Below are 26,221 nucleotides of genomic sequence, written 5' to 3' on the forward strand. Positions count from 1 at the left end.
TTTCTAGATTTAATGTTACAATAGCAAGTATGAAAAACTGCATGGAGGTTTGAAGAATGGCAGGAGGATCTAGATTCCAACAGAAACAACAAAAACGTCGTCAAAACGGTGTTTTAAATATTGCAATCGCTATTGTATTAGTAGCAGTAGCTATTGTAGCATATCAATTGTTTGTTCCTGACACAAAAGAGCAAGCGTCTTCTAATGATAAAAAGGTAGCTCAGCAAACAACAAAAGAGAATAAAGCTGAGAAAGCTAAGGGTAAAGAAGAGCCGAAGAAGAATGAGCAAGATAAGACAGAGGCTAAGAAGAAGGAAGAAGAGAAGCAAAAGGCTGAGGAAGAAAAGAAAAAAGCTGAAGAAGAAGCGAAAGCTAACGAGAAAGCACCAGCTGAAAAAACACAGTCACAGGCAACAGATGCTTATACGAAATCTTCTTGGAAGCCAGTAGGTACAGAGCAAGGTGCAACACCTGCGATGACGTTTAAAAAAGGTACAGCAGATTGGAATGAGATGAATCAAGCGATTTCAGCTGCAATTGACGTTCCAGTAAATCAATTAGTTATCCATAGAATTGGAAATAACGGTAAGAATAAAGCTTACGGTAACGTACAAGATAAACAATCAGGTAAAAAATATTATGTAAATATTGATTGGGTAGACAATGAGGGCTGGAAACCAGTACTCGTTCAAACTCTAAACTAAAAAAAGAGAGGCTCTTAAGAGCCTCTCTTTTTTTAGTTAGCGTAATTTCTTTAATTTAAAATGAACAACCGCACTATAATAAGGTCTTTTGCTTTCAGGATCCATAATCATTTGGTGAGAAATATGATGAACTTCGAGCATAAGTGCTTTATTATTATCAATTTGTTCGTTAATTTTTTTTTCTAGAGAAACTAAGTTTGCAGCCTCGAAAAATTCTACTTTATCTTCTAACATTTCAAAGGTAAATGACACGAAGATGCCCCCTCTCCTATGATAATCACCTATAGTGTAACAAAGAAAAGAAGGAAATACTACGCACATTTCAATTGACATTTTTAGAAAGAGAGAATATCATACTGATAAAACCGATAAGAAAAAGGGGAATTTTTATGGGAACAGAATTTAATGGTTTATTTGATGAATGGGCTCATACGTACGACTCATTTGTACAAGGCGAAGATATACAATATAAAGAAGTTTTCGCCCGTTATGAGGACATTTTAGAGGATGTAGTTAACAAGTCATTTGGCAACGTATTAGAATTTGGTGTTGGTACTGGCAATTTAACAAATAAATTATTACTTGCTGGTCGCACAGTTTACGGTATAGAACCGTCACGCGAAATGCGTACTATTGCAAAAGAGAAATTACCAAAAGAATTTTCAATTACAGAGGGTGATTTTCTTTCATTTGAAGTCCCAAATTCAATCGATACTATTGTGAGCACTTACGCATTTCATCATTTAATAGATGAAGAAAAAGACGTAGCAATTGCGAAGTATAGTCAATTGCTAAACAAAGGTGGTAAAATAGTGTTTGCTGATACGATATTTGCAGATCAAGATGCATATGATAAAACTGTCGAAGTAGCAAAACAAAGAGGTTTTCATCAGTTAGCAAACGATTTGCAAACAGAATACTATACACGTATTCCGATCATGCAATCTATTTTTGAAAACAATGGCTTCCACGTAACGTTTACGAGATTAAATCATTTCGTTTGGGTAATGGAGGCAACTAAGCAATAGAAAGAGGGATTAGATTGAGAATTGCTGTAATTGGAGCAATGGAAGAAGAAGTACGTATTTTACGTGACAAACTAGAACAAGCAAAAACAGAAACTGTTGCAGGTTGTGAATTTACGAAAGGACTATTGGCAGGGCATGAAGTAATCTTGCTAAAGTCTGGTATTGGTAAAGTAAATGCAGCGATGTCAACGACAATTTTATTAGAAAAATATAAGCCTGAAAAAGTAATTAATACTGGCTCAGCTGGTGGATTCCATCATTCTTTAAATGTTGGAGATGTAGTTATTTCAACAGAAGTTCGTCACCATGACGTAGATGTAACAGCATTTAACTACGAATATGGTCAAGTGCCAGGAATGCCACCAGGATTTAAAGCTGATGAGGCATTAGTTGCATTAGCTGAGAAATGTATGCAGGCAGAAGAAAATATTCAAGTTGTAAAAGGTATGATTGCAACAGGTGATTCATTTATGAGTGATCCTAACCGCGTTGCAGCAATTCGTGATAAATTTGAAGACCTTTATGCAGTAGAAATGGAAGCAGCAGCTGTTGCGCAAGTATGCCACCAATATGAAGTTCCGTTTGTTATTATTCGCGCACTTTCTGATATTGCTGGTAAAGAATCAAATGTTTCATTTGATCAATTTTTAGATCAAGCAGCTCTTCATTCTACAAACTTTATCGTAAAAGTACTAGAAGAGTTAAAGTAATGTAACAAAAAGGCAACTGTCTCATATAAAGAAAATACATACAGTTGCCTTTTCTTTATTGGCAAATAAGGGGGAGAACACGATGAATGTATATCGTGGCGTTCATGAATTGATTGGTCATACACCAATTGTAGAAATTACGCGTTTTTCACTTCCAGAAGGAGTCCGTTTATTTGCAAAGCTTGAATTTTACAACCCAGGCGGAAGCGTTAAGGATCGTTTAGGAAGAGAATTAATTGAAGATGCACTAGAAAAAGGGCTTGTTACCCAGGGCGGAACAATTATTGAACCGACGGCTGGAAATACTGGCATTGGACTGGCACTTGCAGCGTTACAACATGATTTACGCGTCATCGTTTGTGTACCAGAGAAATTTAGTATTGAAAAGCAAGAATTAATGAAGGCGCTAGGTGCAACGGTTGTGCATACACCGACTGAGCAAGGAATGACCGGCGCAATTGCAAAAGCGAAAGAGTTAGTAAATGAAATACCGAATTCATACTCTCCAAGTCAGTTTGCGAATGAAGCAAACCCTCGCGCTTATTTTAAAACGCTAGGACCTGAACTTTGGTCGGCACTGAATGGAGAGATTAACATATTTGTTGCAGGGGCAGGAACTGGCGGTACGTTTATGGGAACTGCATCTTATTTGAAAGAGAAAAATATTGATATTAAAACGGTTATTGTAGAACCAGAAGGCTCTATTTTAAATGGTGGTAAAGCTGGTTCACATGAAACAGAAGGTATTGGTCTTGAATTCATTCCACCATTTTTGAAAACATCTTATTTTGATGAAATTCATACGATTTCTGATCGAAATGCATTTTTACGAGTGAAAGAATTAGCGCAAAAAGAAGGACTTCTCGTTGGAAGCTCTTCAGGAGCAGCATTTCATGCGAGCTTACTTGAGGCAGAGAAAGCAACACCAGGTACAAATATTGTAACGATTTTTCCTGATAGTAGTGAGCGCTATTTAAGCAAAGACATATACAAAGGATGGGAATAAAAAATGAGAGCAAAGACAAAGTTAATTCATGGTATTCGCATAGGAGAACCTTCAACTGGATCTGTAAACGTACCGATCTATCAAACAAGTACGTACAAACAAGAAGCAGTTGGTAAGCATCAAGGATATGAATATTCACGTACAGGCAATCCAACACGTGCAGCTTTAGAAGAAATGATTGCTGTATTAGAAAACGGTCATGCTGGATTTGCATTTGGTTCAGGAATGGCTGCTATTACAGCAACAATTATGTTGTTCTCAAAAGGTGACCACGTCATTTTAACAGATGATGTTTATGGCGGGACGTACCGTGTTATTACGAAAGTATTAAACCGCTTCGGTATTGAGCATACATTTGTAGATACAACAAACCTAGAGGAAGTTGTAGAAGCGATTCGTCCAAATACGAAAGCGATTTATGTAGAAACACCAACGAACCCATTACTAAAAATTACTGATATTAAGAAAATATCTGCTCTTGCTAAAGAGAAAGATTTATTAACAATTATTGATAACACATTCATGACGCCATATTGGCAGTCGCCAATTTCTTTAGGAGCAGACATTGTGCTTCATAGTGCAACGAAATATTTAGGAGGACATAGTGACGTAGTTGCAGGCCTAGTAGTTGTAAATAGCCAGCAATTAGCAGAAGACCTTCACTTTGTACAAAACTCAACAGGAGGTATTCTTGGACCACAAGACAGCTTCTTACTACTTCGTGGTTTAAAAACATTAGGAATTCGTATGGAGGAGCATGAAATAAATTCACGCGCAATTGCTGAGTTTTTAAATAACCATCCGAAAGTAAATAAAGTATATTATCCAGGTCTTGAATCACATCAAAATCACGAATTAGCAAAAGAACAGGCGAACGGATTTGGTGCAATCATCTCATTCGATGTAGATAGTGAAGAAACATTAAATAGAGTACTTGAGAAGTTACAATACTTTACACTTGCTGAAAGCTTAGGAGCAGTAGAAAGTTTAATTTCTATCCCATCTCAAATGACACATGCATCAATCCCAGCAGATCGCCGTAAAGAATTAGGAATTACAGATACATTAATTCGAATCTCTGTTGGTATTGAAGATGGAGAAGATTTAATTGAAGATTTAGCACAAGCACTAGCATAGTAAAAATGCACTGCTAATATAGAGCAGTGCATTTTTATTATATTAATTTGTGAAACATTTCACAAATTAGACATACACAAATGAAATGATTTCATGTATATTGAATTCATGAAATGTTATTCACGAACAAACTTGTGAAATATTTCACAAGTGATGGGATTCATGTAGGAAGGTAACTCTATTTTTTTACGCTAATCGGGACTTTTTATGACCTGTAGGGACTTATGAAGTCCAAGATAGCAGAATAGGAGGAAATTTACATGGTAGTCAAAGAGAAAGTTGTAAATGAAATGCAAGAGGTAAAAGAGATGATTGATACGTTAGTAGATAACGGTCAAAAAGCTTTACAAGCATTAGAAAGTTTTACACAAGAGCAAATTGACAACATTGTTCATGAAATGGCGCTTGCGGGTGTCGATCAACATATGCCGCTTGCGAAGTTGGCTGTTGAAGAAACGGGCCGTGGCGTATATGAAGATAAATGCATTAAAAATATTTTTGCCACTGAATATATTTGGCATAGTATAAAGAAAGATAAAACGGTAGGAATTCTTCATGAAGATCCTCATGAAGAAATAATAGAAATCGCAGAGCCTGTCGGTGTAGTAGCTGGGGTAACGCCAGTAACGAACCCAACATCGACAACAATGTTTAAAGCATTAATCGCGATAAAAACGAGAAATCCAATTATTTTCGCATTTCATCCTTCTGCACAAAACTGTTCCGTTGCGGCGGCAAAAACAGTATATGATGCAGCAGTGAAAGCTGGTGCACCAAAGCATTGTATTCAATGGATTGAAAGACCTTCTGTGGAAGCAACGAAACAATTAATGAACCATGATGGTGTCGCACTCGTTCTAGCAACTGGAGGGGCTGGTATGGTGAAATCGGCTTATTCTACTGGTAAACCCGCGCTAGGTGTAGGGCCAGGTAATGTACCATGTTATATAGAGAAATCGGCACATGTAAAACGCGCTGTTAATGATTTAATTTTATCGAAAACATTTGATAACGGTATGATTTGTGCGTCAGAACAAGCTATCATTGTAGATAAGGAAATCTATAATGATGTTAAAGCAGAAATGATTGCAAATAATTGTTATTTTGTAACAGAGGAAGAGAGAAAGAAATTAGAAAAGCTTGTTATTAATGAAAATACATGTGCAGTAAATAGTGATATTGTTGGGAAATCAGCACAGTATATTGCTGAATTAGTAGGAATTACTGTACCTGAACATACAAAAATGCTTGTAGCTGAAATTAAAGGTATCGGAGCGGCGTATCCACTATCTCGTGAGAAACTGAGCCCAGTGTTAGCTTGTGTAAAAGCAAATTCATTAGAAGAAGGATTTACATATTGCGAAGAAATGTTAGAGCTTGGTGGCCTAGGGCATTCAGCGGTTATCCATTCTATAAATAAAGAAGTACAAAAACAATTTGGGTTACGTATGAAAGCCTGCCGTCTCATTGTAAATGCACCTTCATCACAAGGTGGAATTGGTGATATATATAATGGATTTATTCCATCACTTACGCTTGGTTGTGGCTCCTACGGGAAAAACTCAGTTTCCCAAAACGTAACGGCGACTCATTTATTAAATATAAAAAGGTTGGCAAATAGAAAAAAGAATATGCAGTGGTTCAAATTACCACCCAAAATTTATTTTGAAAAACATGCGACAGCATATTTAGCAAACATGCCTAACATTTCCCGCGCATTTATTGTAACGGATCCAGGGATGGTTGAGCACGGTTATGTAGATACAGTTACGCACTATTTACGTAAGCATGCAAATGATGTGAAAGTTGAAGTTTTCTTTGAAGTTGAGCCAGATCCATCAGATGAAACTGTATTTAAAGGTGCGGACATGATGAAAAGCTTTAAACCAGATGTAATTATCGCGCTTGGTGGCGGTTCAGCTATGGATGCAGCAAAAGGGATGTGGCTATTCTATGAGCACCCAGAAACGACATTCTATGGAATAAAACAGAAGTTTTTAGATATAAGAAAACGTACATGTAAGTATCCGAACTTGGGAAATAAAGCACAATTTGTTGCCATTCCAACAACATCAGGGACGGGATCAGAAGTGACGCCATTTGCGGTTATTACAGATAAGAAAAATAATATTAAATACCCGCTTGCGGATTATGAATTAACACCAGATGTAGCGATTGTTGATCCGCAATTTGTAATGACAGTACCACCTCATGTGACGGCAGATACTGGTATGGACGTATTAACACATGCAATTGAAGCGTATGTGTCTGTTCTGGCAAATGACTATACTGATGGTTTAGCATTAAAAGCAATTGATCTCGTATTTAAATATTTACCGAGAGCATATAAAGATGGAAATGATGAAGAAGCACGAGAAAAAATGCATAATGCTTCCGCAATCGCAGGGATGGCATTTGCAAATGCTTTCCTAGGTATTAATCATAGTTTAGCACATAAAATTGGACCGGAATTCCATATTCCGCATGGACGTGCGAATGCAATTCTTATGCCGCACGTAGTTCGCTATAATGCTATTAAGCCAAGAAAACACGCATTGTTCCCAAAATATGAGCACTTTGTGGCTGATGAACGCTATGCACATATTGCGAGAATGCTCGGGCTTCCAGCAAGCTCAACAGCGGAAGGTGTGGAATCACTCGTCCAAGCAATTATTGAGCTTGGAAAAAGCTTAAATATAAATATGAGTATTGCAGGACAAGGAGTTGCTAAAGACCAATTTGAAGGGGTTGTTGGATTATTAGCAGAAAGAGCTTTTGAAGATCAATGTACAACAGCTAATCCAAAATTACCGCTCATTTCAGAGCTGAAAGAAATCTATATGGAAGCATATAAAGGCGTATAATAGATAAAAAAGAGCCGCGAGTAAGCGGCTCTTTTTTACTTTGGAAAACATCTCCCAGATTGGTTCTATTTACTTGTCTTTAAGCTTGATAGAATGTGATAAAGTGAGGATGGGAGTGATAAGAAGATGAAAGAATTACAAGAAAAAATAGCAGATTATACCCGGTTTGCACAAGTACTTTTAGCTATAAGTACATTTTTAATGATCGGTTTATTAATTCCAAGCGGAATAAAAAGTATGGTACAGTCTTTTGTTATGATGGGGAGTATTATTGTATTTTTAGTTCTTGCTTTTTTCTTCTTTAAGCGTGTTAGAACGATGCGTGATCAATTAGAGGAGAGCGAATATGAAGAAAATTGTTAAATAGGGCGCTACGAAAAGAAGAAATCTTTTTGTAGCGTTTTTTCATTTTTGTAGAAAATGTATGCGTTTCATATTGACATTGATAATCCTTATCAATTAAAGTAGAATAGTAGTTAATGATTATTATTATCAATTAGAGGTGAAAGAATGAACAAATCTATTACGCTGTTCACAGCGATCTTATCTATTTTTTTCTTATTAATAGGTTGCAGTGCAAAAGAAAACGAAAAAGCATCCGCAACAAAAACAGACAAAGGAACAGACAAAATCGAAATTACCGATCTCTCAGACAGAAAGATAACATTCAATAAAGTTCCTGAAAGTTTTGCTACGTTGAGTATGGGAGACATGGATATTATTCATGCTTTAGGTGGAAAAATAGTAGGTCGTCCGGATACAAAATTAACTCTCCCAGAGGAATTAAAGAAAGCACAAGTAATCGGGAATGCACATCAACCGAATTTTGAGCAAATTGCTAGTTTAAAACCGGATGTACTTGTTGCTAACAATGGATTCCAAAAGAACATTCCAACGGTCGAAGGACAAGGAACAAAAGTAATCATTTCTTCAGCCAACTCTGTAAAAGATATTCAAAAGGGTATTGAAATGTATGGAACAGTAATGAAGAAAGAAGATAAAGCAAAAGAGCTTAACCAAAAAATTAATGATCAAATGAAGAAATATGAGAAAAAGAGTGACGTTAAAGCGTTGCTAGTTTATGGAGCACCAGGCACTTATTTAGCGGCATTACCAACATCTCTATCAGGGGATATTTTAGAAAAAACAGGCGGGAAAAATATCGCAGCTAGTTTTCCAGAAATGAAAGAGTATCCGCAATATGCACAGCTAAGTGTAGAACGTATTATCGAAGCAAATCCAGATGTGATTTATTTAATTACACATGGAGATCCCAATAGTGTGAAAAAAGCATTTGAAGGCGAAATGATGAAAAATGAAGCATGGAAAAATTTAGATGCAGTAAAACAAAATCGTGTAGTTATTTTACCACCAGATTTATTTGGATCAAATCCTGGGACAAAAGTTACAGAAGCGATGGACTTTATGTATAAAAGTATACAAGATGTAAGGAAATGATAAGTATGGAGAGTAGTGAAATAGTAAGAGAAAAGGAACATCCTTTTGCGAGAAAAAGGTGGATAATAACAGTTACTTTAGTCGTATTAACTGTTCTAGGTCTTTTTTATGGCCTTTTTGCAGGGAGCTTATCTTTTTCTTTACGAGACATTATAGAAGGTATACAAGATGAAGGTTCGACAGTTCATCGAATTGTATGGGATCTTCGTATACCGAGAGTGCTCGTTGGTTTTATAGTAGGAACGTGTTTAGCTGCATCAGGAGCATTATTGCAAGGGGTTATGAGAAATCCTCTTGCAGATCCTGGAATTATCGGAGTTTCATCAGGAGCAGGTCTTGTAGCAATTATAATCATGATTTTATTTCCTCAACATATGGCATTCTTGCCACTAGGAGCGTTTTTAGGAGCTTTTATTACAGCAATGGTCATTTACGCACTATCATGGCAAAAGGGGGCGCCACCTTCACGAATTGTATTAGTAGGTGTTTCAATAAACGCCTTAATTGGTGCAGCGACTTCAGCGCTAATGTTATTACATAGCGACAAAGTACAATCAGTTTTACCGTGGTTAGCTGGTGGTATTGGTGGTGTTAGTTGGGCACATTTAAATATGATTATTTACTATGCGATATTCGCTATTATATTAGCTTTCTTCGGTATTAAACATATTCGAGTATTAATGCTTGGGGATGAAATGGCAAAACTATTAGGATATAACGTGGAAAGAAGTCGGTTTTATTTAATAGTAGTAAGTACAATGTTAGCTGGAATAGCAGTTAGTGTTTCTGGTCTTATTGGATTTGTCGGTCTTGTTGTACCGCATATGTTACGTTTATTAGTTGGAAATGACTATAAATATTTACTGCCATTATCATGCCTTGGCGGTGGGATATTACTTGTTTTTGCGGATGCGATAGCTCGAAGTTGGTTCGATCCAATCGAATTGCCTGTTGGTATTTTATTGTCCTTCTTAGGTGGTCCGTTCTTCTTATATTTAATCCATAGAGGAGGAAAACAACGTGATTTCCGTTAACAAAGTGTTTTACGCACATTCTGAAAGATTTCAAATGCAAAATATGAATGTACATATTAAAGCTGGGGAAATCGTTAGTTTAATCGGTCCGAATGGATCGGGGAAATCTACTTTGCTTCGTTTAATAGCACGGCTACTTAAGCAAAGCGAAGGAGACATCATTTTAGATGGGGAAAATATTCATATGATGAAGAGTGCAGATGTAGCGAAGCAATTAGCGATGTTACCACAAATGCACGATCATCAATTAGATTTAACAGTGAAAGAACTAATAGAGTTCGGAAGAGGTCCTCATAAATCATGGAGTAGTCGCTTAAATAAAGAAGATGAAGAAATTGTTGATTGGGCATTGTCTGTTACAAAGCTTGAAGGGTATGAATATCGTCTTTTACAATCCTTATCAGGAGGAGAAAGGCAACGTGCTTGGATTGCAATGACGCTTGCACAACGTACAAATGTCTTATTGCTAGATGAACCAACAACCTTTTTGGATATCGTTCACCAGTTGGAAGTAATGGAACTTGTGAAACGATTAAATGAAGAGTTTGGTATGACAATTATAATGGTTTTACATGACATTAACCAAGCAGCTCAATATAGCGATCGTTTACTCGTATTAAAGCGAGGGAAGATTCAGTATGATGGTGTGCCAGAAGAAGTACTATGTCATCAAATGTTTCAGCGTGTATTTGGAATTGAAGTTGATATATTCCAAGGGAGTGACAAGCCATTTTTTACACCGAAACGAATTTGTGAAAAGGGAGAAGAGAGATGCAAACAGACGAGCGTATTACCACTGAGTTAGTAAGGGAATTTGTTATGGCAGCTCACGGAGATCTAGAAAGAGTACAGGAGCTTTTGGCCGAATCACCAAGCTTACTTCATGCTTCTTATAATTGGGGTGGCTCGGATTGGGAAAGTGCCTTAGGAGCAGCGGCCCATGTAGGCCGTAAAGATATTGCTCTTTATTTACTGGAAAAGGGAGCTCGGATGGATATTTTTGCAGCAGCTATGCTTGGTGAACTTGAAGTCGTACAAGCCATTTTAGTAGCACAACCAGAAGCATTACGTGCATCTGGCCCACATGGCATCACTCTTCTTCAACATGCACGAATGGGTGGAGAAAAAGCTCAGCGTGTATTTGAGTACTTAACAGTGCTTTCTTAATGACCGCAAAGTTCTTATGTGCGGTAAACTTTCCACTCAAAAGATTGGAAGGTTTACCGCCCGTTAGAACGGGATAAGTATCTAGTATATTTGAAAATCCTACACCCCCTCAATTGTAGTTTTCTTTATACTAGTTATGATATGGATGCAGTAGACACTCTTTTGTCTACTGCTTTTTTTTGATATAATACACTTTCATAAGATTGAATTTTCTTTCTTTTTGGTAACTTTCTTGATATGAATTATTCAACACTTACGTAGTTTGAAATATGTTGTTATGTAATGAGGTTCAAAATGATGGGAGTGAATAAAAGAGTGTTCCATACAGATCGCTTACAATTTCGTAAATATACAATGGATGATTTACCATTTTATGCTTCTTTATGGGGGGATGAGAAGGTAATGCGTTATATTGGAAATGGAACGTTAAAAACATTTATGCAATGTAAAAAAAGTTTGGAGGAGAGGGTACTTCCAAATTATAAAAACGGTCTCGGTTTATTTGTAATGATTGAAAAGGAAACAGGGATACGAATTGGTCATGCAGGACTTGTCAAGCAGAAGGTAGATGGAAAAGAGGAAATTGAGATTGGCTATTGGCTACTTCCTAAGTATTGGGGGAAAGGGTATGCGAAAGAGGCTGCGGCGGCATTTCGAGACTATGGTTTTCAAGCATTACAAATGAATAAATTAATTTCACTTATTAATCCGAACCACCCAGCTTCAATATTTGTTGCTAGAAAAACAGGGCTTAGTTATGAGAAAACAACTTCATTTCATGAGATGGATGTTCTCGTTTATTCCATTAAGCGGGTTGGATGAAAAAAGGTGAATTGCATTTTTGGGAGAATGGTATATAAAAAATAAAGGGAGGGATTACATGTATATTTATCATAATGGACTAATTATTCGTGAAGGAACGAATGGAGTGCCAGCATATGCGATTAAGACATTATTTGAAGATACTGGCTGGAGTAATGATAATATCCCTTCTTGGCAAATTGAAAAGTTTACGATTGCATTTGAAAATTCAACATGGGCTTTCACAATTTGGGATGAAGAAGAAATGGTCGCGATGGTTAGAGTGATTTCTGATCAAATCATGGTTGCTAACATAGTAAATTTAGTTGTGAAGTGTGAGTATAGGGGGAAAGGGTTAGGTAAGAAACTTGTAGCTCTTTGTTTACAAAAGCTTCCGCATGGTGATTGGTTTGCGCATACGTCCGCTAACAATTTTGATTTTTATAGAAGTTGTGGTTTTGAAGTAAGAGAGTTATCAAGAAATGGAACATGTGCGTACTATGGGTATCAAGTGGCAAAAAAGGAAGGGCATCGATAACTTATAAGGTAATAAAGAAAAAGGATTGCTATTTTAATAATATAAACTGAACTGAGACTCATTTTGTGATAAAATAAAAGAAAATTCAGTTTATTAATGGGGGATAAAAATGAATGTAAAAGTTGGAGATATATTTAAATACGAAAGAAGATTTACCGAGGAAGAAGTTTTTGAATTTGCAAATATTACAGGCGATAAAGGTAGACATCATATGGAATATGATGAGAATGGACGATTAATGGTCCATGGTTTATTGACTGCTAGCATTGGGACGAAAGTAGGCGAAGAGTTACATTACATAGCGAGGGAATTAGTAAGTGAGTTTATTAGACCAGTTTTTACAGGGGATACGATTACTTGTGAATTAACTTTAACAAATATTGAGCAAATGGAAGGATATAAAAAAGTTTCAATTGAGTCAGTTTATCGCAATCAACATGAAAAGACCGTACTAGTTGGGACGAGTTATGGAATTATAAGGGAATAAAAAAGAAGCCTGTTACGAAACAGGCTTCTTTTTTATCGTTTAGTAAACACGTTTTCGATTTTCCGCATGACTAGAGATAAGTAATAATGCAGATTCTTCACCTATATTGCGAACAATATGAGGAACGCATGCATTCCAAGAGAAAGAATCACCTTCTTCTACAATCGCAATATCTTCTCCATGTTGAACTTCTAGTTTTCCGCGTAATACAAGATGACACTCTTCACCTTCATGAGCATTTGGTGAGTTTTCTTTCGGGAATCCGGCAGAAATTTCTACTAGAGATAGGCGGAGACCACCTTGCTCCGCAACATGCTCAATTCTTTGTTCATCTTTTCCATACACACTGTATTTACGCTCTTCTTTTTTTACAATTTTCAAACGATCTTTTTGTTCTAACAATAAATATGGAAGGGGAACATTTAAAAAATTAGCGATCATTTCTAAAGTTGAGATAGATGGTGATGTTTTATTGTTTTCAACCTGACTCATAAAGCCTTTAGAAAGACCTGTTCCTTCACAAATTTGGGCAATCGTAATTCCTCTACGTTGACGAATTTCACGAATCGCAGAACCGATATTCATAAAATCATGCTCCTTTTTGTAAACAACTATTTGTATCATAGCAAAAAAAAAATATTTTTTCTCATGAAAAATGAATTGACGAATAAAAATAATTAGTGTATGTTTTGTAATGTAAATAAAAGTTTTGTATAACAAAACTATAAAGGAGAGAAAGAAATGAATCAACATATTGGTAACTTAATTATTCGTATCGTGTTAGGGGTAACGTTCTTTATGCACGGTTTAACAAAATTCCAATCAGGAATTGACAATATTGCAGGGTGGTTTACAAGCATTGGTTTACCAGGAGGACTTGCATACGGTGTAGCAACAGTGGAATTAGTTGGTGGTCTATTGTTAATTCTAGGTTTAGGTGTAAGATATATTGGATTATTATTTGCACTTGTTATGGTTGGAGCGATTGTGAAAGTAAAATGGTCAGCTGGTTTGTTAGGAGACGGGAAAAATCCTGGATTTGAGTTAGAACTTGCATTATTAGCAATGGGTGCTTATTTATTTGTTGCGAAAGCTGATGGTTTTGTAGATAATTTCTTAAAAGAGAAAATGTTAAAGAAGAACTAATTTAAATGGGGGTATAACAAGATGAGCTTTCAACTTCATCCCGAAACAACACTTGGGGTTGTTCATTTATATGTATCAAATTTAAAGAAATCGCTAGAGTTTTATACAGAAGTATTGCGTATGAAGGTACTGGAAGAAAAAAGTACAATCGTTACGTTTGGTAATGAGGACAATGAGCCAATTCTCATAATAGAAGAAAAGGAAGACGCTCTTCCGAAGCAAAGAGGTCGAACTGGTTTATATCACTATGCAATTTTATTACCAAACAGACAAGACTTAGCAAATATTCTTCGTCATTTTGTTGAGAGAGTACACCCATTACATGGTGGGGCTGACCATTACTTTAGTGAAGCTCTTTATTTAGCTGATCCAGATGGAAACGGGATTGAAATTTATCATGATCGCCAAAAAGAAGTTTGGCATGATGAAAATGGAGAGCTACCATTTGTTAGTAACCCGTTAGACGGCGAAGGATTATTACAGCAAGGAAGTACATGGAATGGGTTCCCGGCTGGTACTGTGATGGGACACATTCATTTACATGTAGCTGACTTAGAAGAAGCGAAACGTTTCTATGTTGATGGCCTTGGTTTTGATGTAACGATTCCAGCTCGTAATGGAGCGTTGTTCGTATCAGCAGGTGGTTATCATCACCATATCGGTTTAAATACATGGCAGGGTGAAGGTATACCACCACAAATGCCAAATTCCGTTGGTTTGAAATATTTCACAATTGTACTAGCAGATGAAAAACAAAAAGAGCAAGTGTGTGAAAGTTTAAAATATATTGGCGTAGTTGCTACGTATAAAGATGGAATATTACAGGCCAAGGATCCGTTTGGACATTGTATACATTTTAAAGTGAAAGGAGAAGCCTAAAAAGGCTTCTCTTTTTTCACTTTCTTATAATAGCTTTTTCATTTTGTAAAAATAGTTCATCAAATTGCTTTGCAAGGTCAAAATCTAGTTTCGTTAAACCTTTTGCATTCCATGATGACAAAGTAATAATGACTGCTTTATACTGGATAAGGATAAATGGGTGGTGATTATGTTCTTCTGATAGTTTGGCGGCTTCAGAGACAAATTCGACTCCTTTTAAGTAGTCGGAAAACATATATTTTCTTTCAATCCATTTTTCATCTTTCACTGTCCATTTATCCAGCTTTGTTAATTCCTCTTGTACTTCTTCATTAGTTAATCGTAGCATCATTTTTCACATCCTTTACCTGCAGTAACGCAAGACCATTGTTAATAAGACGTGTTACAGATTCTTCAGTTGTGAAAGTAGAAAGTTGTTGTAATAATGCTGCTGATGCTTCGTGACCTTTGTTATGTTCTAAAAGCAATTCTAAAATTTCAAGACGAAGCAACCATTCTTTCGGATAAAATTTATTTAATACTTCTTGAATAGCTATTAATTGATCAGTATGAGTATCGTGTAAAATACTATCGTTACGTATATCTCGAACTGTTTGATACATACGTTCAAGCTTATTCAGTACAAGTGGATCAGGCGTTTCTTGTACTTCTTCATTCATCGGGAAAAATGCAACCGCATCTGCCGCTCCTGGGAATACAGAAGTGATTTGTGAGCCGACAGCCATATCAAATGCTCCCCATGAAGGATCAAATAATAAGCGATCTTTATGAGTAACTGCACAATTTATAAAGGAGATAAGAGCAATTTTTTTATCATTCTTTACAATGTCTGTTACTGTTCCTTTTACATGAATGCCACTTGCAAAAGTAAACTCTGCACTGCTTCCAATTGTAATGCCTAATGATTGTAATTGTTCTTCTGTACAATTTTCTAATGCAATATCTCCATCTAGTAATCCGATTGGTGTCCCGAATCCATCGCTGTGCACAGATGTAGAATGATTTGCTAGTTGTTTATTATGAATTGCTAATGCAGTTGGTGAGCTTGTTCGTGTGTAAATAACTTCACCAGTATCATTTTTAATTGCCTCTGTAAATGTACCCGTAATTTGTAATCCACTACTTAGCTCAGTTGTAGCATGATTTTCGGAGCGGATTGCTTTTTCTAATCCTTCTGTGCCACCTGTTTTAAATGCCATCGTTGTAGAGAACTGCTCAAGGGCCTCAGTCAATTCTTCAAATGATTCACAAACAAATAGCTGTGGTTGCATTTTTGTCACATCATAAGTTGTCCCGGTGCAAGCTTCAATTGAGAATGGGACTTTCTTTACAGCGTTTGTTAAGCAATGCTTACTTTCACCGACAGAGGAAAGGAGACCAGCACCGTAAATTTTCGGATCATTTATATTGCCGATTAAGCCGTATTCCACTGTCCACCAGAATAAACGTGAAATTTGTTCTGCTTCTGATAAACCAGAAACTAAGTTTTGTTTTTCGATTACAGCATTTTCAGCAACTGCAACTTCTTCAGGTGTAGAAGTAGGGCTTTCTTTTACGATCGTTAATGTACGAACGGCTTCAAAAGCATCATGTTCTTCTTTTGTGGAGAAAGCTTTCGCTCCAATTTGTCCAAAGCGTTTCACATATTTTGCATATGTAGAATCAAGCAAAATCGGTGCGTGGCCTGCAGCTTCATGAACGATATCAGGAGCGGGTGTATACTCGATATTTTCTACTTTACGAATATCTGTTGCGATTGGTAGTAATCCATGCCCCTGAAAATCGAAGAATGCGACGCCGGGAATAAGACCGTCAATCGTTACGGCACCCCAGCCGCTTGGTGCTAAACAGTCATTCATTTCTTCTACTTTTGGAATTGCATCTATATTAATACCAGATGATTGTAGTCCGTTAACATAGGATGGATGAGCAACATCTTTTAAGAAGCTATGGTTTTGTCTCATAATGTAACGCCAAACAGCGTGATTCACCGGTGTGTATTGATCATAATGCTGTGTGGATACGAATGGTTTTAAATGTGATGGAATTTCTGTTTTCTTTGTCATTTAGACGTCCTCCTTTTTCTCTATAAAAATGAATACCAGTTTTGTATAGCTTGTACCACCTCCTTTCAGAATTGTAAGCGCTTATAAAATTTTATCATAACATTCGAAATTCTTTAACAACTGTTTGCGTGAGAAATAGAAAAATCCCCTATCGGAAAATCCGATAGGGGCGAAAAAATCGCGGTACCACCCTATTTGTAAGTGAAAATATACTTACATCTCAACTAATGATAACGGAAAAATTCCGTCTTTTCCTTCATGCATAAAAGCACTACGAAAAAGAAGCTCCAGAATTGTAATTCGTACTTATATATGTGCTAATTCCCACCGACCATTAGCTCTCTGAAACAGGGATACAAGATACTACTGCGATTCTTTCAACGCGTATATATGAAGTTATTTAAAAGGGAAGGACGCAAAAAAGCCCCTATCGGAAAATCCGATAGGGACGATAAAAATCGCGGTACCACCCTATTTGTAAACAATTAATTGTTTACCACTTACTTTAAGATAACGGAAAGATCCGTCTTTCTCTTCATGCATAAAAAGCATTACGGGAAAGAAGCTCCAGAATTGTAATTCACGCTTGTATATGTACTGATTCGCACCAACCATCAGTTCTCTGAGACAGGGATATAAGTCGCTACTAGTATTCCTTCAAAGCCGATATATAATTCGTTCAACTAAACTATGTTTTGTATTATAAAACTATATTTAAAAGCTTGTCAACAATAATTTTATTATTTCACTTCTAAATCGACGTTTAAATTAGATTTATTTCCAGCTGCATCGGTTGCTACAATATGAATTGTATTCTTTCCTTGTTGTAATTGACTACGATCGAAATAAATTTCATAGTTTTTCTCCCAAGGATTTAGGTATGCACTTTCCCATGCTCCATTTCCGTTAATTTCATACTGTATCGTTACGGGATGTCCTGGAGCAACCCATCCAGATTCGGTCATCCAATCTAAAAGTATATCATCTACTTTCCCTCTAATTACGAGGTTTTCTTGATCTACTTCAGACGATAATTTCGGTGCAGTGCGATCGACAAACACAGCTCCTGTCTGTTTCGTTTCTCCTCCAGAATTAGAAGCAACGGCTTCAATTTGGTATAAGCCATCAGGTAGAGGGGATCCATCAGTTTTCGTACCATTCCATTTGAAAGATTTATAACCAGGTGTTTCGTTTTTACCTTGATACACCATGCCTTGATATGTTACTCGGTCTTTCGTAATTAAATTAGCATGAAACGTTACATCCTCAACCGATGTAACTAAATAGTAATTGATCAGGTTGTCATCTAGTATTCCATCATTATTTGGACTAAAAGTAGAATTAACGATTTCAAGGCCGTCAATACGTTTGTATTCTTTCGGATCAATGCTAAATGTAAATGGAATACGCATTTCTTCAGTCTTCCCTTGCTCTTTCACATATAGATTTCCTGTATATACACCTTGTGGTAAGGAGCTATCTACAGTAATAGTAAAGGGCTTTTCGCTGTTACTATTAGGTTTCACACTAATAGAAGAAGAGAAAGAAGTCTGGATTTTTGTTTTTGTATCTAGTAATTCAATGCGAGTTGAAAAGTTTTTCTTTTTGTTAGAAAGATTTTGTAACGTAATATTTTGTGTTAACTTCACTTTGCCGCTATTAGGTTTAATAAGACCGAAACTTACATTGTTAGGTTTCACTAATGCATCTGTTTGGGCTGCTTTTGGAATGTTAATTAAACCAGATCCTTGTGCCATGACAGGGTATGTATTTTCATTGACATCCTTTAATGTTTTTGCAGTGTTGGCAAGAGCTGCTTTCAATTGTTCTGTCGTCCAATCAGGATGCATTTGACGCAGCAGGGCAACGGCTCCCGCTACTTGTGGCGCAGCCATACTTGTTCCGTTGTGAGATTCATAGCCACCTCTCGGCACTGTACTAGTAATTTGCACTCCGGGTGCAACTATATCAGGTTTTATAAGCCAACTACCTTGTGATGGTCCCCTTGAACTAAAGTTACCAATAAGTTCTGTTTGCTTTGGTTGTCCAATTTTTATATTTTTCTTTCGTTTTGTAATTAAAGTTTTTAATTCTTCGCCATTTGTATTTGATAGTTGCATAACTGGAAGAGCTACATCTTCACGTGCAAAATATTCGGGCATAATATTAATTTCTTTTTCGTTAGAAATTAGTAGCACGCCAAGAGCGCCAGCTTGTTTCGCTTGTTCTGCTTTTACTAATGTGCTCGAAGTTCCTTGTAAAACAAGGGCGAACTTACCTTTTACATCTTGTTTAGCGTAATCGCTTGAATTACCGTAGCCAACATATACAAGCTGAGCATCGTTTCCTACTTGGAAGTCTGCTTTTGATAACGGTAATCCTTGGTAAGATTTATTGGAACCAGCTACTTGGAATGTTGGAAATGGAATAGAAACTGTAGATGCTCCAACAGAGATGACACTACTTGCGTTACCAGGAGCGTCAACAGACCAAGGCTTTGGTCCATCATTCCCATTTGAGACGACTGCAGTAACACCAAGTTTTGCTGCGCGTTCTAACGTCATTGTTACAGGTTGATCAGGTACATTCAAATCTTGACCAAGAGATAGATTTAAAACATCGGCACCATCTTGAATAGCGCGCTCAATACCTTGAATAATATCTTCGGTCGTACCAGTACCACCATCATTCATGACACGGTAAGCGAGTATAGAAGCATTCGGAGCAATCCCCTTTATTTTTCCGTTACCAGCGATAATTCCTGCAACATGGGTACCGTGAACGTTTCCATCCATCGGATCATTATCCTCATCGACTGCATCATAGCCACCGATATAATTTGCTTGTAAATCAGGATGGGTATAGTCTACACCTGAATCGATAATAGCGACTTTCATCCCTTTCCCATCAAGTGGTTTACCAGTTGGATCTTTTAAATTCCAAGCTTCAGGTGCACCAACTGTAGGGCCTCCAACGTTTTGTGTTTCTTGATCTGCTAGGCTTTTTGACGTTTCATGTAATTTATATGTTAAGTTCGGATAAATTGCTTTTACTTCAGGTAAAGAAGCTAGAGCGGCAATTTGATCCCCTGGGATAGAAATAGAAAATCCAGAAAATAACGTACTATACGTTTCTTTTATGGTTGCTTTCGGTGCTTTTTCTTTTATTTTCTTTGTTGTATCCTCTTGTGCTTTTTTTAGTTGTGCATGGTATGATTGCACATTGCTATTTTGTAGGTCCGGAGCATGTTGAATGTTACTTTGTGAAGCGAGTGGAGCATGTTGCAATTCTACAATAACTGAAATTTCTTTTGATGTTTTTGTTTCAACATTTTGCGCGATTTTGTTTTCTCCCCATTGTTCAATATTTGCTTTTAATTGTGGACTAAATTGCTTCTCTTTTTGCAGTGATTCAGCATGTGCGCTTAATGCTCCAAAGCTCGAAAAGACGAGCGCCATACTTAATAGTGTTGATGTAGTTTTCTTCATTGAAACTCCCCCTAATGAAAGTGCCAATTTTCCAAAAATAAATATTACATTTTTATCGTTAATTATAGGTGCGGATGTTGGCTAAACTATACATTCGACATAATTCATACCAATCCTCTTTGAATTGAAAATTTCTTGGGAAATTTTTTGGGATTATGTCGAATGGATAATATTTGCATATAGTAAGCGGAATATGAGGAATGCTAAAGGGGGAAATGGGGGTGCTATATGAAAAGGTTTATAGTAAGTGGAATCGTGATTTTGTTCCTTTTTTTCTGTTCAAGTTCTATTACTAGCGCAGAAAACAATGGAGTGAAAGTTGCCTTTATTCGTAATCATAATCTATGGATTAAAGTCGGTGAAAAAGAAAAACAAATTACAAAAGGAGAGTACATAACAGGGCCGAGATGGTCACAAAATGGAGAATGGCTTGCATATGCAAAAGGAAAGAAGCGAAATCACTTTGAACTGTATCGGCTGAAAGATGGAAAGAAAGTTACACCATCTCAATCAGAAGCATCGAATTATCAATGGTCACCAACAGAGAATATAATTGCATTTGTATTTGCACACACATTAAATACATTTGATGCTGAAAAAAAGAAAGCAGATTTTGAAAACGTAGCTAATGGTGTAGGTGACTATGCATGGTATCCTGATGGTAAGAAGTTTCTTGTATCATCAGAAGCGTACTTGCTTCCAACAGGGTGGACAGGTGCTCAGTTATATGAAATACAAAAGGATGCAAATATGAATCCTCATAAGATGAAACATTTATATGCACTACCGAATGAGCATGATGACTTTTTAGCATTAGTTGGAAGTGGATTTAAGTGGTCGCCAGATCAAAAATGGATTTCGTTTTTGGCAGTACCAACAGCTTCTTTGTCAGCTGATAGTAATACCCTTTGCTTAATTCGATCAGACGGCAGTCGTTTTGAAACAGTAGATCAAATGTTATTAAACACACAATGGTTCAAATGGGCGCCATCAAAGAATATATTAGCCTATATTGAAGGAAGCGGGAGAGTGGCTTTAGAGAATAAGCATTTAAAAATAAAAGAATTGCCGGCTCTCCAGCAAAATACATTTACTCCAAAAGGCTATGTTGATTGGGATTTCACATGGAAGAACGATAATGTAATTATCGTTTCAAGGGCAAAGGAAGCAGAGCTATCGGTCCCTCTAGAAAAAAGACCACTACCATCTTTATATGAAATAAATAGTACAACAGATGAACAACATCAAATTACAAAGCCATCAAATAGCCAAGGCGATTATAACCCTATTTTTAGTAAGAAAAGCAACCAATTAATGTGGCTCCGTTCAAATCGTAAGAAAGCTGATGTATGGCTTGCTCATAACGATGGAAAACATGAGAAGAAGTGGATTGAAAATATAGATGTGCCAGAGTGGTATTATGAGAAATGGAATTGGGAAGATGTCGTTTCGGTTAAAGACGAGTAAAAAAACCTGCCTGAAATATAATTTTCAGGCAGGTTTTTCAATGTTATTTATGTGTTTTATTTGGCTTTTTTTTCGCAGGGTTTCCGTTCCCTTGGCGCTTTCTATTTTGTTCATCTTTTGCTTGTTTTTCATGTAATGTATCTAAAAAGTCATTTGAGTTACTCATTTTTATATCTCTCCTTTTTTCATTGCGTCCTAGTTACTATAACCATTTAGGAGGAAAATCATGAGATAAAAGTTAAGCGCTTAGTTTTCTTCGGTAGTATACGTAAAATATGCCATATGTAATGAATAACATAAGTAAAACTTGTAACTCTACATTTTCTTTTAAAATAGTTGCGACAGAAGATGGTAAGTAAGGTGATGTATCGCTCGTTCCTAAACCTAACCATTTGTTTAAGAGGTTAATGATACAAAATATGAAAACACCAGACCAGCTTGCGATAATTGCTTTTTGCTTAATTTTTGTTTCACGCTCATCATCTGTAATCCAAGGATTAGCAGTTTTATCACTATTAAAAAAGCCATTTATGTATCCCCATATGATCATTCCCATAAAGACGATAATCCATTTCATATTTGTAATCCTCCTCTTCTTGTAAAAAGTATTTTACATATATAATTGTAATATTTTTCAAACGTTGGTGTCAAACACTTTTTACATTCTGCTTTTTAAAATAGCAGGAGTAGAGAAAACAATAGGGAAGAAATATGTGAGACCATTTTCTAGTGAGAGGAAGAGGAGAATGAAACTTATTTTTGTTCGGCATGGTGAAGGTGAACATACGAAAGATTTACCATTAAGTTTACAAGCAGTGAATCCGCCATTGACGGGCGTGGGAAAGAAGCAGGCTAAATTACTTCAGTGCGATGTACCATTACAAGAAAAGGATATATTAATCGCTAGTCCTACACTTCGAACTTTACAAACTGCGACAATATGGAGTGCGGAAGTTGCTTGTCAAAAAATTGTTCACCCATATATATCCCCGCGTATTTTTCCTTATCGGGAATCCGCCAAAACATTACCATGCGATCAATTGTTAGATCGAAAGATAATACAAAATTTATTTCCACATTTTTCATTAGAAGAAAGTAGAAATGAATTGTTATGGAATGAGGGAGTCAATATCATCTCGGAGATGGAATTTCAGCAAATAGTAGATGAATTTCTGCACTGGTGCTATCAGTTAAAAGCAGAAAAAATTTGTATCGTTGCACACGATGGAACAATTACAGCGTATAGGCAATATTTACAGAAAGTCGCTTTAACTAGAGCTGATTTTTTGAAAGAAACGGGTATATATGAAATGGACTTATAGGAGAGAAAATTTGTAATGGAAGAGTTAGGAGAAGATGTGTACGACTTAAATGGGCCGAGAGTATACTTTAGCGTAGCGGAAATTAAGTAATATGCAAAATTGCATATTACACATATTGTAAATGGTTGGTATAAGTTTGGGGAGTTGAAACTAGTAGAATCCATTTTACATAAAGATACAAAATCACATGTTAAATCGATAGATTATGTAGATGGAAATATAGCACTTATGTTTACAATACGCTTATTTTACAGGCTTATTAACCATGACAAAATGTTAGAAGAAGCTGTTCAAGAAGCTAGATTAATCGATGAGGAGACACATACATTTCGATTATATAAATAGCGTGAAAAACATTTATTCTATATTCGAATAAATGTTTTTCACATTTAACTCACAGTTTTTTTACACTTTATTCAATGAAAATGATTATCACCTGTGGTATGATATGTTCAAGTTTTTACAGGTAATAAAAGTTACTATATATACGTTAGTATTTAATGTTTTGTACACATGTCACGAATTATTCACAATTAACATTTTAAAAGTAAGTAACTAATGTTATTATATTATCTGTAACTGACTTAATTACAACTTTAGGAGGAAGATATGATTATTCAATTTTTAAGAGAAAACAAAGCAGTTTCTTTTGTATTAGCGATAATTCGAGTGTATCTTGGTTACACATGGGTAATGGCTGGAATCGGTAAACTACAAGGAAAAGGCTTCGATGCAACTGGTTATTTACAAGGTGCAATTGAAAAATCTAAAGGAGCACAACCAGCTGTTCAATCTTGGTGGGCATCATTCTTACAAGATTTTGCAATTCCAAACGTTGACTTATTTAATACACTTGTGACGTGGGGAGAAATTTTAGTCGGAATTGGTTTAATTGTAGGCTGTTTAACAAAAACAGCGGTCTTTTTCGGTCTTTTAATGAACTTTTCCTATATGTTTAGTGGGTCAATTGGTGTAAACCCTGAAATGGTTATCTTATCCATGTTCGTTCTTGTTTCTGGTATGAATGCTGGAAAACTTGGAATTGATGGCTTAGTTATTCCAAAAGTACTAGGATCAAAAATTCAAAAACGCCAAAAGCAAGCTGCTTAATATATGAAAACGGGTATCTCAAAATGAGATACCCGTTTATTTTTCAGCACTTATAGGATTTTTCTCGAAGAAATCTTTTACATACCCTACAAATTCTTGTGGCTCTTGACGAAATGGAGCATGATAACCTTTTTCAATAATATGGAAATTGCTGTTTTTTAAGAATTGATGATAAGTTTCTCCTTCTTTCCAAGAAACGCTACTATCATTTCTTCCCCATATAATTAAAGTTGGTTGCTTGATTTCAGTTGCATTGATTTGAAGACGCCTAGGCCATAATTTCATTTTATTATAATGCTCTTCATCATTGCGCCTGAATTTAACTTTGCTCTCATCATAATCTGCAATAGAAGAAACGGCACTTAAATCAGTCGACAACTTTGGTTTTGGTGAACCTTGTTTATTAACGAACGTATGAGGGCCGCCTGTAGCATCAGTTAAAATAAGATGGGTAACCGCTTCGGGGTATAAATATGTTAAATTAAGAGAAATTTCTCCGCCCATAGAATGTCCCAGTATTGCGAATGAGTCATACCCTAGTTTTTTCATTAACTTATAATACAAATTTGCATGAGTTGGGAAAGAATAATAAAAATCCATCGGTTTAGAGGAACGTCCGAATCCTAAAGCATCAACAGAAATAATCGTATGATCTTTTGCTAAATCTGAGTAAACCTTTTGAAAACCATCGGATGATCCTCCAAATCCATGGATCATAAGTAAAGGTGGTTTTTCATCACCAATCTTTTTAAAGTAAATCGTTTGACCATCTATCTCTACCATTTTTTCCTCGGTAGCTAGTTTCGCTGTAATTGTATTTTTAACTTGTTTTACTTGTTCTACTGGCTTTTCTGCTGCACTACATCCTACTAATAGTGTAAGAGTAAGACAACCTACCATAAAATAGCTAAATTGCTTCAATTAGGTGTCTCCTTTCTAACATAATGCTGCATCTATCATAGCAAATAGTATATTACGATTTCCAGGAAGTTGATTACCATTCTTTATCATAAGAGGTGAAAGGAGCGTTTCCTGGAAATTTTTTGTTTGAAGAAATTGACGGAAAATGAATTGTGAGTGCGGAACATCAATGCGTATTGACCCATTCCACGAGTTACAAATTATTTCTAATAACTGAATAGCGTCTTTTTCTTTTTTTGAAATAAGTGGAGTGATACATAGTACATCTCCTTTTTGTATGCATAAAGCAAAAGCATCTATTTGATTATCCCGCTCTATTTTAAAGGAGTAAGTTGCTCTCGATAGTAGTGATAAATAAAGATTAGAACGATCTGCACCAGTCGCAGTTTGATCAAGAAAAATGAGAGATTGAAGATCGGCTTGCTGAATTTGTTTTATGGGAAAAGAATTTATACTTATATGAGCCGCTTGTTTTTCGAAACGATGAATTGTTGTTATTGATTGAAATCCATAAGATTCATATAAGGATTCACCAGCTTTTGTTGCAATGAGCGTAATAGGGAGCGATGGATAAGTTACTTTTAAGCTATTGTTTAACAAAATACGACCAATTCCTTTTCTTTGAAAATCAGGATGCACGATTAACATACCGATAGAAGAATATCCAGGAGCAAACGAAAAGACCCCGCCCGCTGCAATAAGTTTATTCTCATGTACATAGCCAAAAATTGTGCCAATGGAAAGGTACATATGGAATTGCTCTTTCATAAAACTCTTATGCTGTAACCACCCGACTGATTTGCAAAGAGAGAGTAAATCTGGAATGGAAGATGCGTCTAGTTTTACTGTTTTCATAAAGTTCACCATATTTCTATTTAAATTAGAAAA

Annotated in this window: 28 protein-coding genes, 1 pseudogene and 2 other annotated features; of the genes and pseudogenes, 20 read left to right on the forward strand and 9 right to left on the reverse strand. The window is 36.2% G+C overall.

Annotated elements, in window-relative coordinates:
* Positions 1-56 precede the first annotated feature (56 nt).
* A complete protein-coding gene (locus MR155_RS00825; protein ID WP_002067259.1) occupies positions 57-704 on the forward strand; it encodes a YrrS family protein in 648 nt (215 codons plus the stop codon).
* A gap of 36 nt (positions 705-740) precedes the next feature.
* Here MR155_RS00825 and MR155_RS00830 read toward each other — a convergent pair whose 3' ends face one another.
* Positions 741-956 (reverse strand): YrzA family protein, encoded by a 216-nt coding sequence (locus MR155_RS00830; RefSeq protein ID WP_002015268.1) that lies wholly within the window; start codon positions 954-956, stop codon positions 741-743.
* 137 nt (positions 957-1,093) lie between these two features.
* On the opposite strand from MR155_RS00830, the gene MR155_RS00835 reads away from it, so the two are divergent.
* The 13 genes from MR155_RS00835 to MR155_RS00895 all read left to right on the forward strand — a co-directional run bounded on the left by MR155_RS00835 (position 1,094) and on the right by MR155_RS00895 (position 12,934).
* On the forward strand, positions 1,094-1,732 hold the full coding sequence (locus tag MR155_RS00835; protein ID WP_219303571.1) for a class I SAM-dependent DNA methyltransferase: 639 nt from the start codon (positions 1,094-1,096) through the stop codon (positions 1,730-1,732).
* A gap of 14 nt (positions 1,733-1,746) precedes the next feature.
* Positions 1,747-2,442: a 5'-methylthioadenosine/S-adenosylhomocysteine nucleosidase gene (mtnN, locus tag MR155_RS00840; RefSeq protein WP_242307617.1), complete on the forward strand. Its 696-nt coding sequence runs from the start codon at positions 1,747-1,749 to the stop codon at positions 2,440-2,442.
* A gap of 82 nt (positions 2,443-2,524) precedes the next feature.
* Positions 2,525-3,448 (forward strand): O-acetylserine dependent cystathionine beta-synthase, encoded by a 924-nt coding sequence (locus tag MR155_RS00845; protein WP_113935627.1) that lies wholly within the window; start codon positions 2,525-2,527, stop codon positions 3,446-3,448.
* Between the two features lie 3 nt (positions 3,449-3,451).
* A complete protein-coding gene (locus MR155_RS00850) occupies positions 3,452-4,585 on the forward strand; it encodes a bifunctional cystathionine gamma-lyase/homocysteine desulfhydrase (RefSeq protein WP_219303570.1) in 1,134 nt (377 codons plus the stop codon).
* A gap of 260 nt (positions 4,586-4,845) precedes the next feature.
* Positions 4,846-7,449 carry a bifunctional acetaldehyde-CoA/alcohol dehydrogenase gene (gene adhE / locus MR155_RS00855; protein WP_242307618.1) on the forward strand — a complete coding sequence of 868 codons (2,604 nt, stop codon included), beginning with the start codon at positions 4,846-4,848 and terminating at the stop codon, positions 7,447-7,449.
* Between the two features lie 126 nt (positions 7,450-7,575).
* A complete protein-coding gene (locus tag MR155_RS00860) occupies positions 7,576-7,812 on the forward strand; it encodes a YrhC family protein (RefSeq protein WP_002034123.1) in 237 nt (78 codons plus the stop codon).
* 147 nt (positions 7,813-7,959) lie between these two features.
* Positions 7,960-8,907: an ABC transporter substrate-binding protein gene (locus tag MR155_RS00865; protein WP_002015260.1), complete on the forward strand. Its 948-nt coding sequence runs from the start codon at positions 7,960-7,962 to the stop codon at positions 8,905-8,907.
* Positions 8,908-8,912: 5 nt separating this feature from the next.
* Entirely contained in the window at positions 8,913-9,941 is a 1,029-nt protein-coding gene (locus MR155_RS00870; protein ID WP_002015259.1) for a FecCD family ABC transporter permease, read from the forward strand.
* Positions 9,928-10,746, forward strand: coding sequence for an ABC transporter ATP-binding protein (locus MR155_RS00875; protein WP_113935623.1), 819 nt, complete (start codon positions 9,928-9,930; stop codon positions 10,744-10,746). Before MR155_RS00870 ends, MR155_RS00875 begins: the two co-directional genes overlap by 14 nt.
* Positions 10,713-11,108, forward strand: coding sequence for an ankyrin repeat domain-containing protein (locus tag MR155_RS00880; protein WP_113935622.1), 396 nt, complete (start codon positions 10,713-10,715; stop codon positions 11,106-11,108). Before MR155_RS00875 ends, MR155_RS00880 begins: the two co-directional genes overlap by 34 nt.
* Positions 11,109-11,402: 294 nt before the next feature.
* Positions 11,403-11,930, forward strand: coding sequence for a GNAT family N-acetyltransferase (locus tag MR155_RS00885; RefSeq protein ID WP_002015253.1), 528 nt, complete (start codon positions 11,403-11,405; stop codon positions 11,928-11,930).
* A 58-nt stretch (positions 11,931-11,988) separates the two neighbouring features.
* Complete coding sequence (locus MR155_RS00890; RefSeq protein ID WP_113935620.1) at positions 11,989-12,447, forward strand: GNAT family N-acetyltransferase; 459 nt, start codon at positions 11,989-11,991, stop codon at positions 12,445-12,447.
* A gap of 109 nt (positions 12,448-12,556) precedes the next feature.
* The gene (locus MR155_RS00895) at positions 12,557-12,934 is read left to right on the forward strand and encodes a hotdog family protein (protein ID WP_002088730.1); all 378 of its coding nucleotides are present in this window, start codon (positions 12,557-12,559) and stop codon (positions 12,932-12,934) included.
* Between the two features lie 39 nt (positions 12,935-12,973).
* On the opposite strand, the gene MR155_RS00900 is transcribed toward MR155_RS00895, so the two are convergent.
* Complete coding sequence (locus MR155_RS00900; protein ID WP_002015249.1) at positions 12,974-13,519, reverse strand: helix-turn-helix domain-containing protein; 546 nt, start codon at positions 13,517-13,519, stop codon at positions 12,974-12,976.
* Between the two features lie 156 nt (positions 13,520-13,675).
* On the opposite strand from MR155_RS00900, the gene MR155_RS00905 reads away from it, so the two are divergent.
* On the forward strand, positions 13,676-14,080 hold the full coding sequence (locus MR155_RS00905; RefSeq protein ID WP_070144931.1) for a DoxX family protein: 405 nt from the start codon (positions 13,676-13,678) through the stop codon (positions 14,078-14,080).
* A gap of 21 nt (positions 14,081-14,101) precedes the next feature.
* Positions 14,102-14,959 carry a VOC family protein gene (locus MR155_RS00910; protein ID WP_242307619.1) on the forward strand — a complete coding sequence of 286 codons (858 nt, stop codon included), beginning with the start codon at positions 14,102-14,104 and terminating at the stop codon, positions 14,957-14,959.
* 16 nt (positions 14,960-14,975) lie between these two features.
* Here the strand turns inward: MR155_RS00910 and MR155_RS00915 are convergent, their stop codons facing one another.
* The 3 genes from MR155_RS00915 to MR155_RS00925 form a co-directional block, all read right to left on the reverse strand.
* Complete coding sequence (locus tag MR155_RS00915) at positions 14,976-15,290, reverse strand: 4a-hydroxytetrahydrobiopterin dehydratase (protein ID WP_002167644.1); 315 nt, start codon at positions 15,288-15,290, stop codon at positions 14,976-14,978.
* Complete coding sequence (locus tag MR155_RS00920) at positions 15,271-17,025, reverse strand: aromatic amino acid hydroxylase (RefSeq protein ID WP_113935616.1); 1,755 nt, start codon at positions 17,023-17,025, stop codon at positions 15,271-15,273. The genes MR155_RS00915 and MR155_RS00920 overlap by 20 nt, the downstream gene beginning before the upstream one ends.
* 162 nt (positions 17,026-17,187) lie before the next feature.
* Positions 17,188-17,415, reverse strand: a binding site (T-box leader).
* A 51-nt stretch (positions 17,416-17,466) separates the two neighbouring features.
* Positions 17,467-17,695, reverse strand: a binding site (T-box leader).
* 70 nt (positions 17,696-17,765) lie between these two features.
* Complete coding sequence (locus tag MR155_RS00925) at positions 17,766-20,513, reverse strand: S8 family peptidase (RefSeq protein WP_242307622.1); 2,748 nt, start codon at positions 20,511-20,513, stop codon at positions 17,766-17,768.
* Between the two features lie 228 nt (positions 20,514-20,741).
* Between MR155_RS00925 and MR155_RS00930 the strand changes: the two genes are divergently transcribed.
* Positions 20,742-21,980, forward strand: coding sequence for a TolB family protein (locus MR155_RS00930; RefSeq protein WP_242307624.1), 1,239 nt, complete (start codon positions 20,742-20,744; stop codon positions 21,978-21,980).
* A gap of 43 nt (positions 21,981-22,023) precedes the next feature.
* Here the strand turns inward: MR155_RS00930 and MR155_RS00935 are convergent, their stop codons facing one another.
* Both MR155_RS00935 and MR155_RS00940 read right to left on the reverse strand, forming a co-directional pair.
* Complete coding sequence (locus MR155_RS00935) at positions 22,024-22,146, reverse strand: DUF4023 domain-containing protein (protein ID WP_000071861.1); 123 nt, start codon at positions 22,144-22,146, stop codon at positions 22,024-22,026.
* Between the two features lie 72 nt (positions 22,147-22,218).
* Positions 22,219-22,557, reverse strand: a complete 339-nt coding sequence (locus MR155_RS00940; RefSeq protein ID WP_242307628.1) for a phosphoglycerate mutase — start codon at positions 22,555-22,557, stop codon at positions 22,219-22,221.
* A gap of 169 nt (positions 22,558-22,726) precedes the next feature.
* Between MR155_RS00940 and MR155_RS00945 the strand changes: the two genes are divergently transcribed.
* The 3 genes and pseudogenes from MR155_RS00945 to MR155_RS00955 all read left to right on the forward strand — a co-directional run bounded on the left by MR155_RS00945 (position 22,727) and on the right by MR155_RS00955 (position 24,412).
* A complete protein-coding gene (locus MR155_RS00945) occupies positions 22,727-23,302 on the forward strand; it encodes a histidine phosphatase family protein (protein WP_098635928.1) in 576 nt (191 codons plus the stop codon).
* Positions 23,303-23,647: pseudogene (locus tag MR155_RS00950) on the forward strand (delta-aminolevulinic acid dehydratase); the annotation flags it as partial.
* 264 nt (positions 23,648-23,911) lie between these two features.
* On the forward strand, positions 23,912-24,412 hold the full coding sequence (locus tag MR155_RS00955; protein ID WP_113935610.1) for a DoxX family protein: 501 nt from the start codon (positions 23,912-23,914) through the stop codon (positions 24,410-24,412).
* Positions 24,413-24,448: 36 nt separating this feature from the next.
* Here the strand turns inward: MR155_RS00955 and MR155_RS00960 are convergent, their stop codons facing one another.
* Together MR155_RS00960 and MR155_RS00965 are read right to left on the reverse strand one after the other, a co-directional pair.
* The gene (locus tag MR155_RS00960) at positions 24,449-25,333 is read right to left on the reverse strand and encodes an alpha/beta fold hydrolase (RefSeq protein WP_242307629.1); all 885 of its coding nucleotides are present in this window, start codon (positions 25,331-25,333) and stop codon (positions 24,449-24,451) included.
* A 15-nt stretch (positions 25,334-25,348) separates the two neighbouring features.
* A complete protein-coding gene (locus MR155_RS00965) occupies positions 25,349-26,188 on the reverse strand; it encodes a GNAT family N-acetyltransferase (RefSeq protein WP_242307630.1) in 840 nt (279 codons plus the stop codon).
* Between the last annotated feature and the right edge of the window lie 33 nt (positions 26,189-26,221).

Source organism: Bacillus cereus group sp. BfR-BA-01331 (genome assembly GCF_022663915.1).
Lineage (GTDB): Bacteria > Bacillota > Bacilli > Bacillales > Bacillaceae_G > Bacillus_A > Bacillus_A mycoides.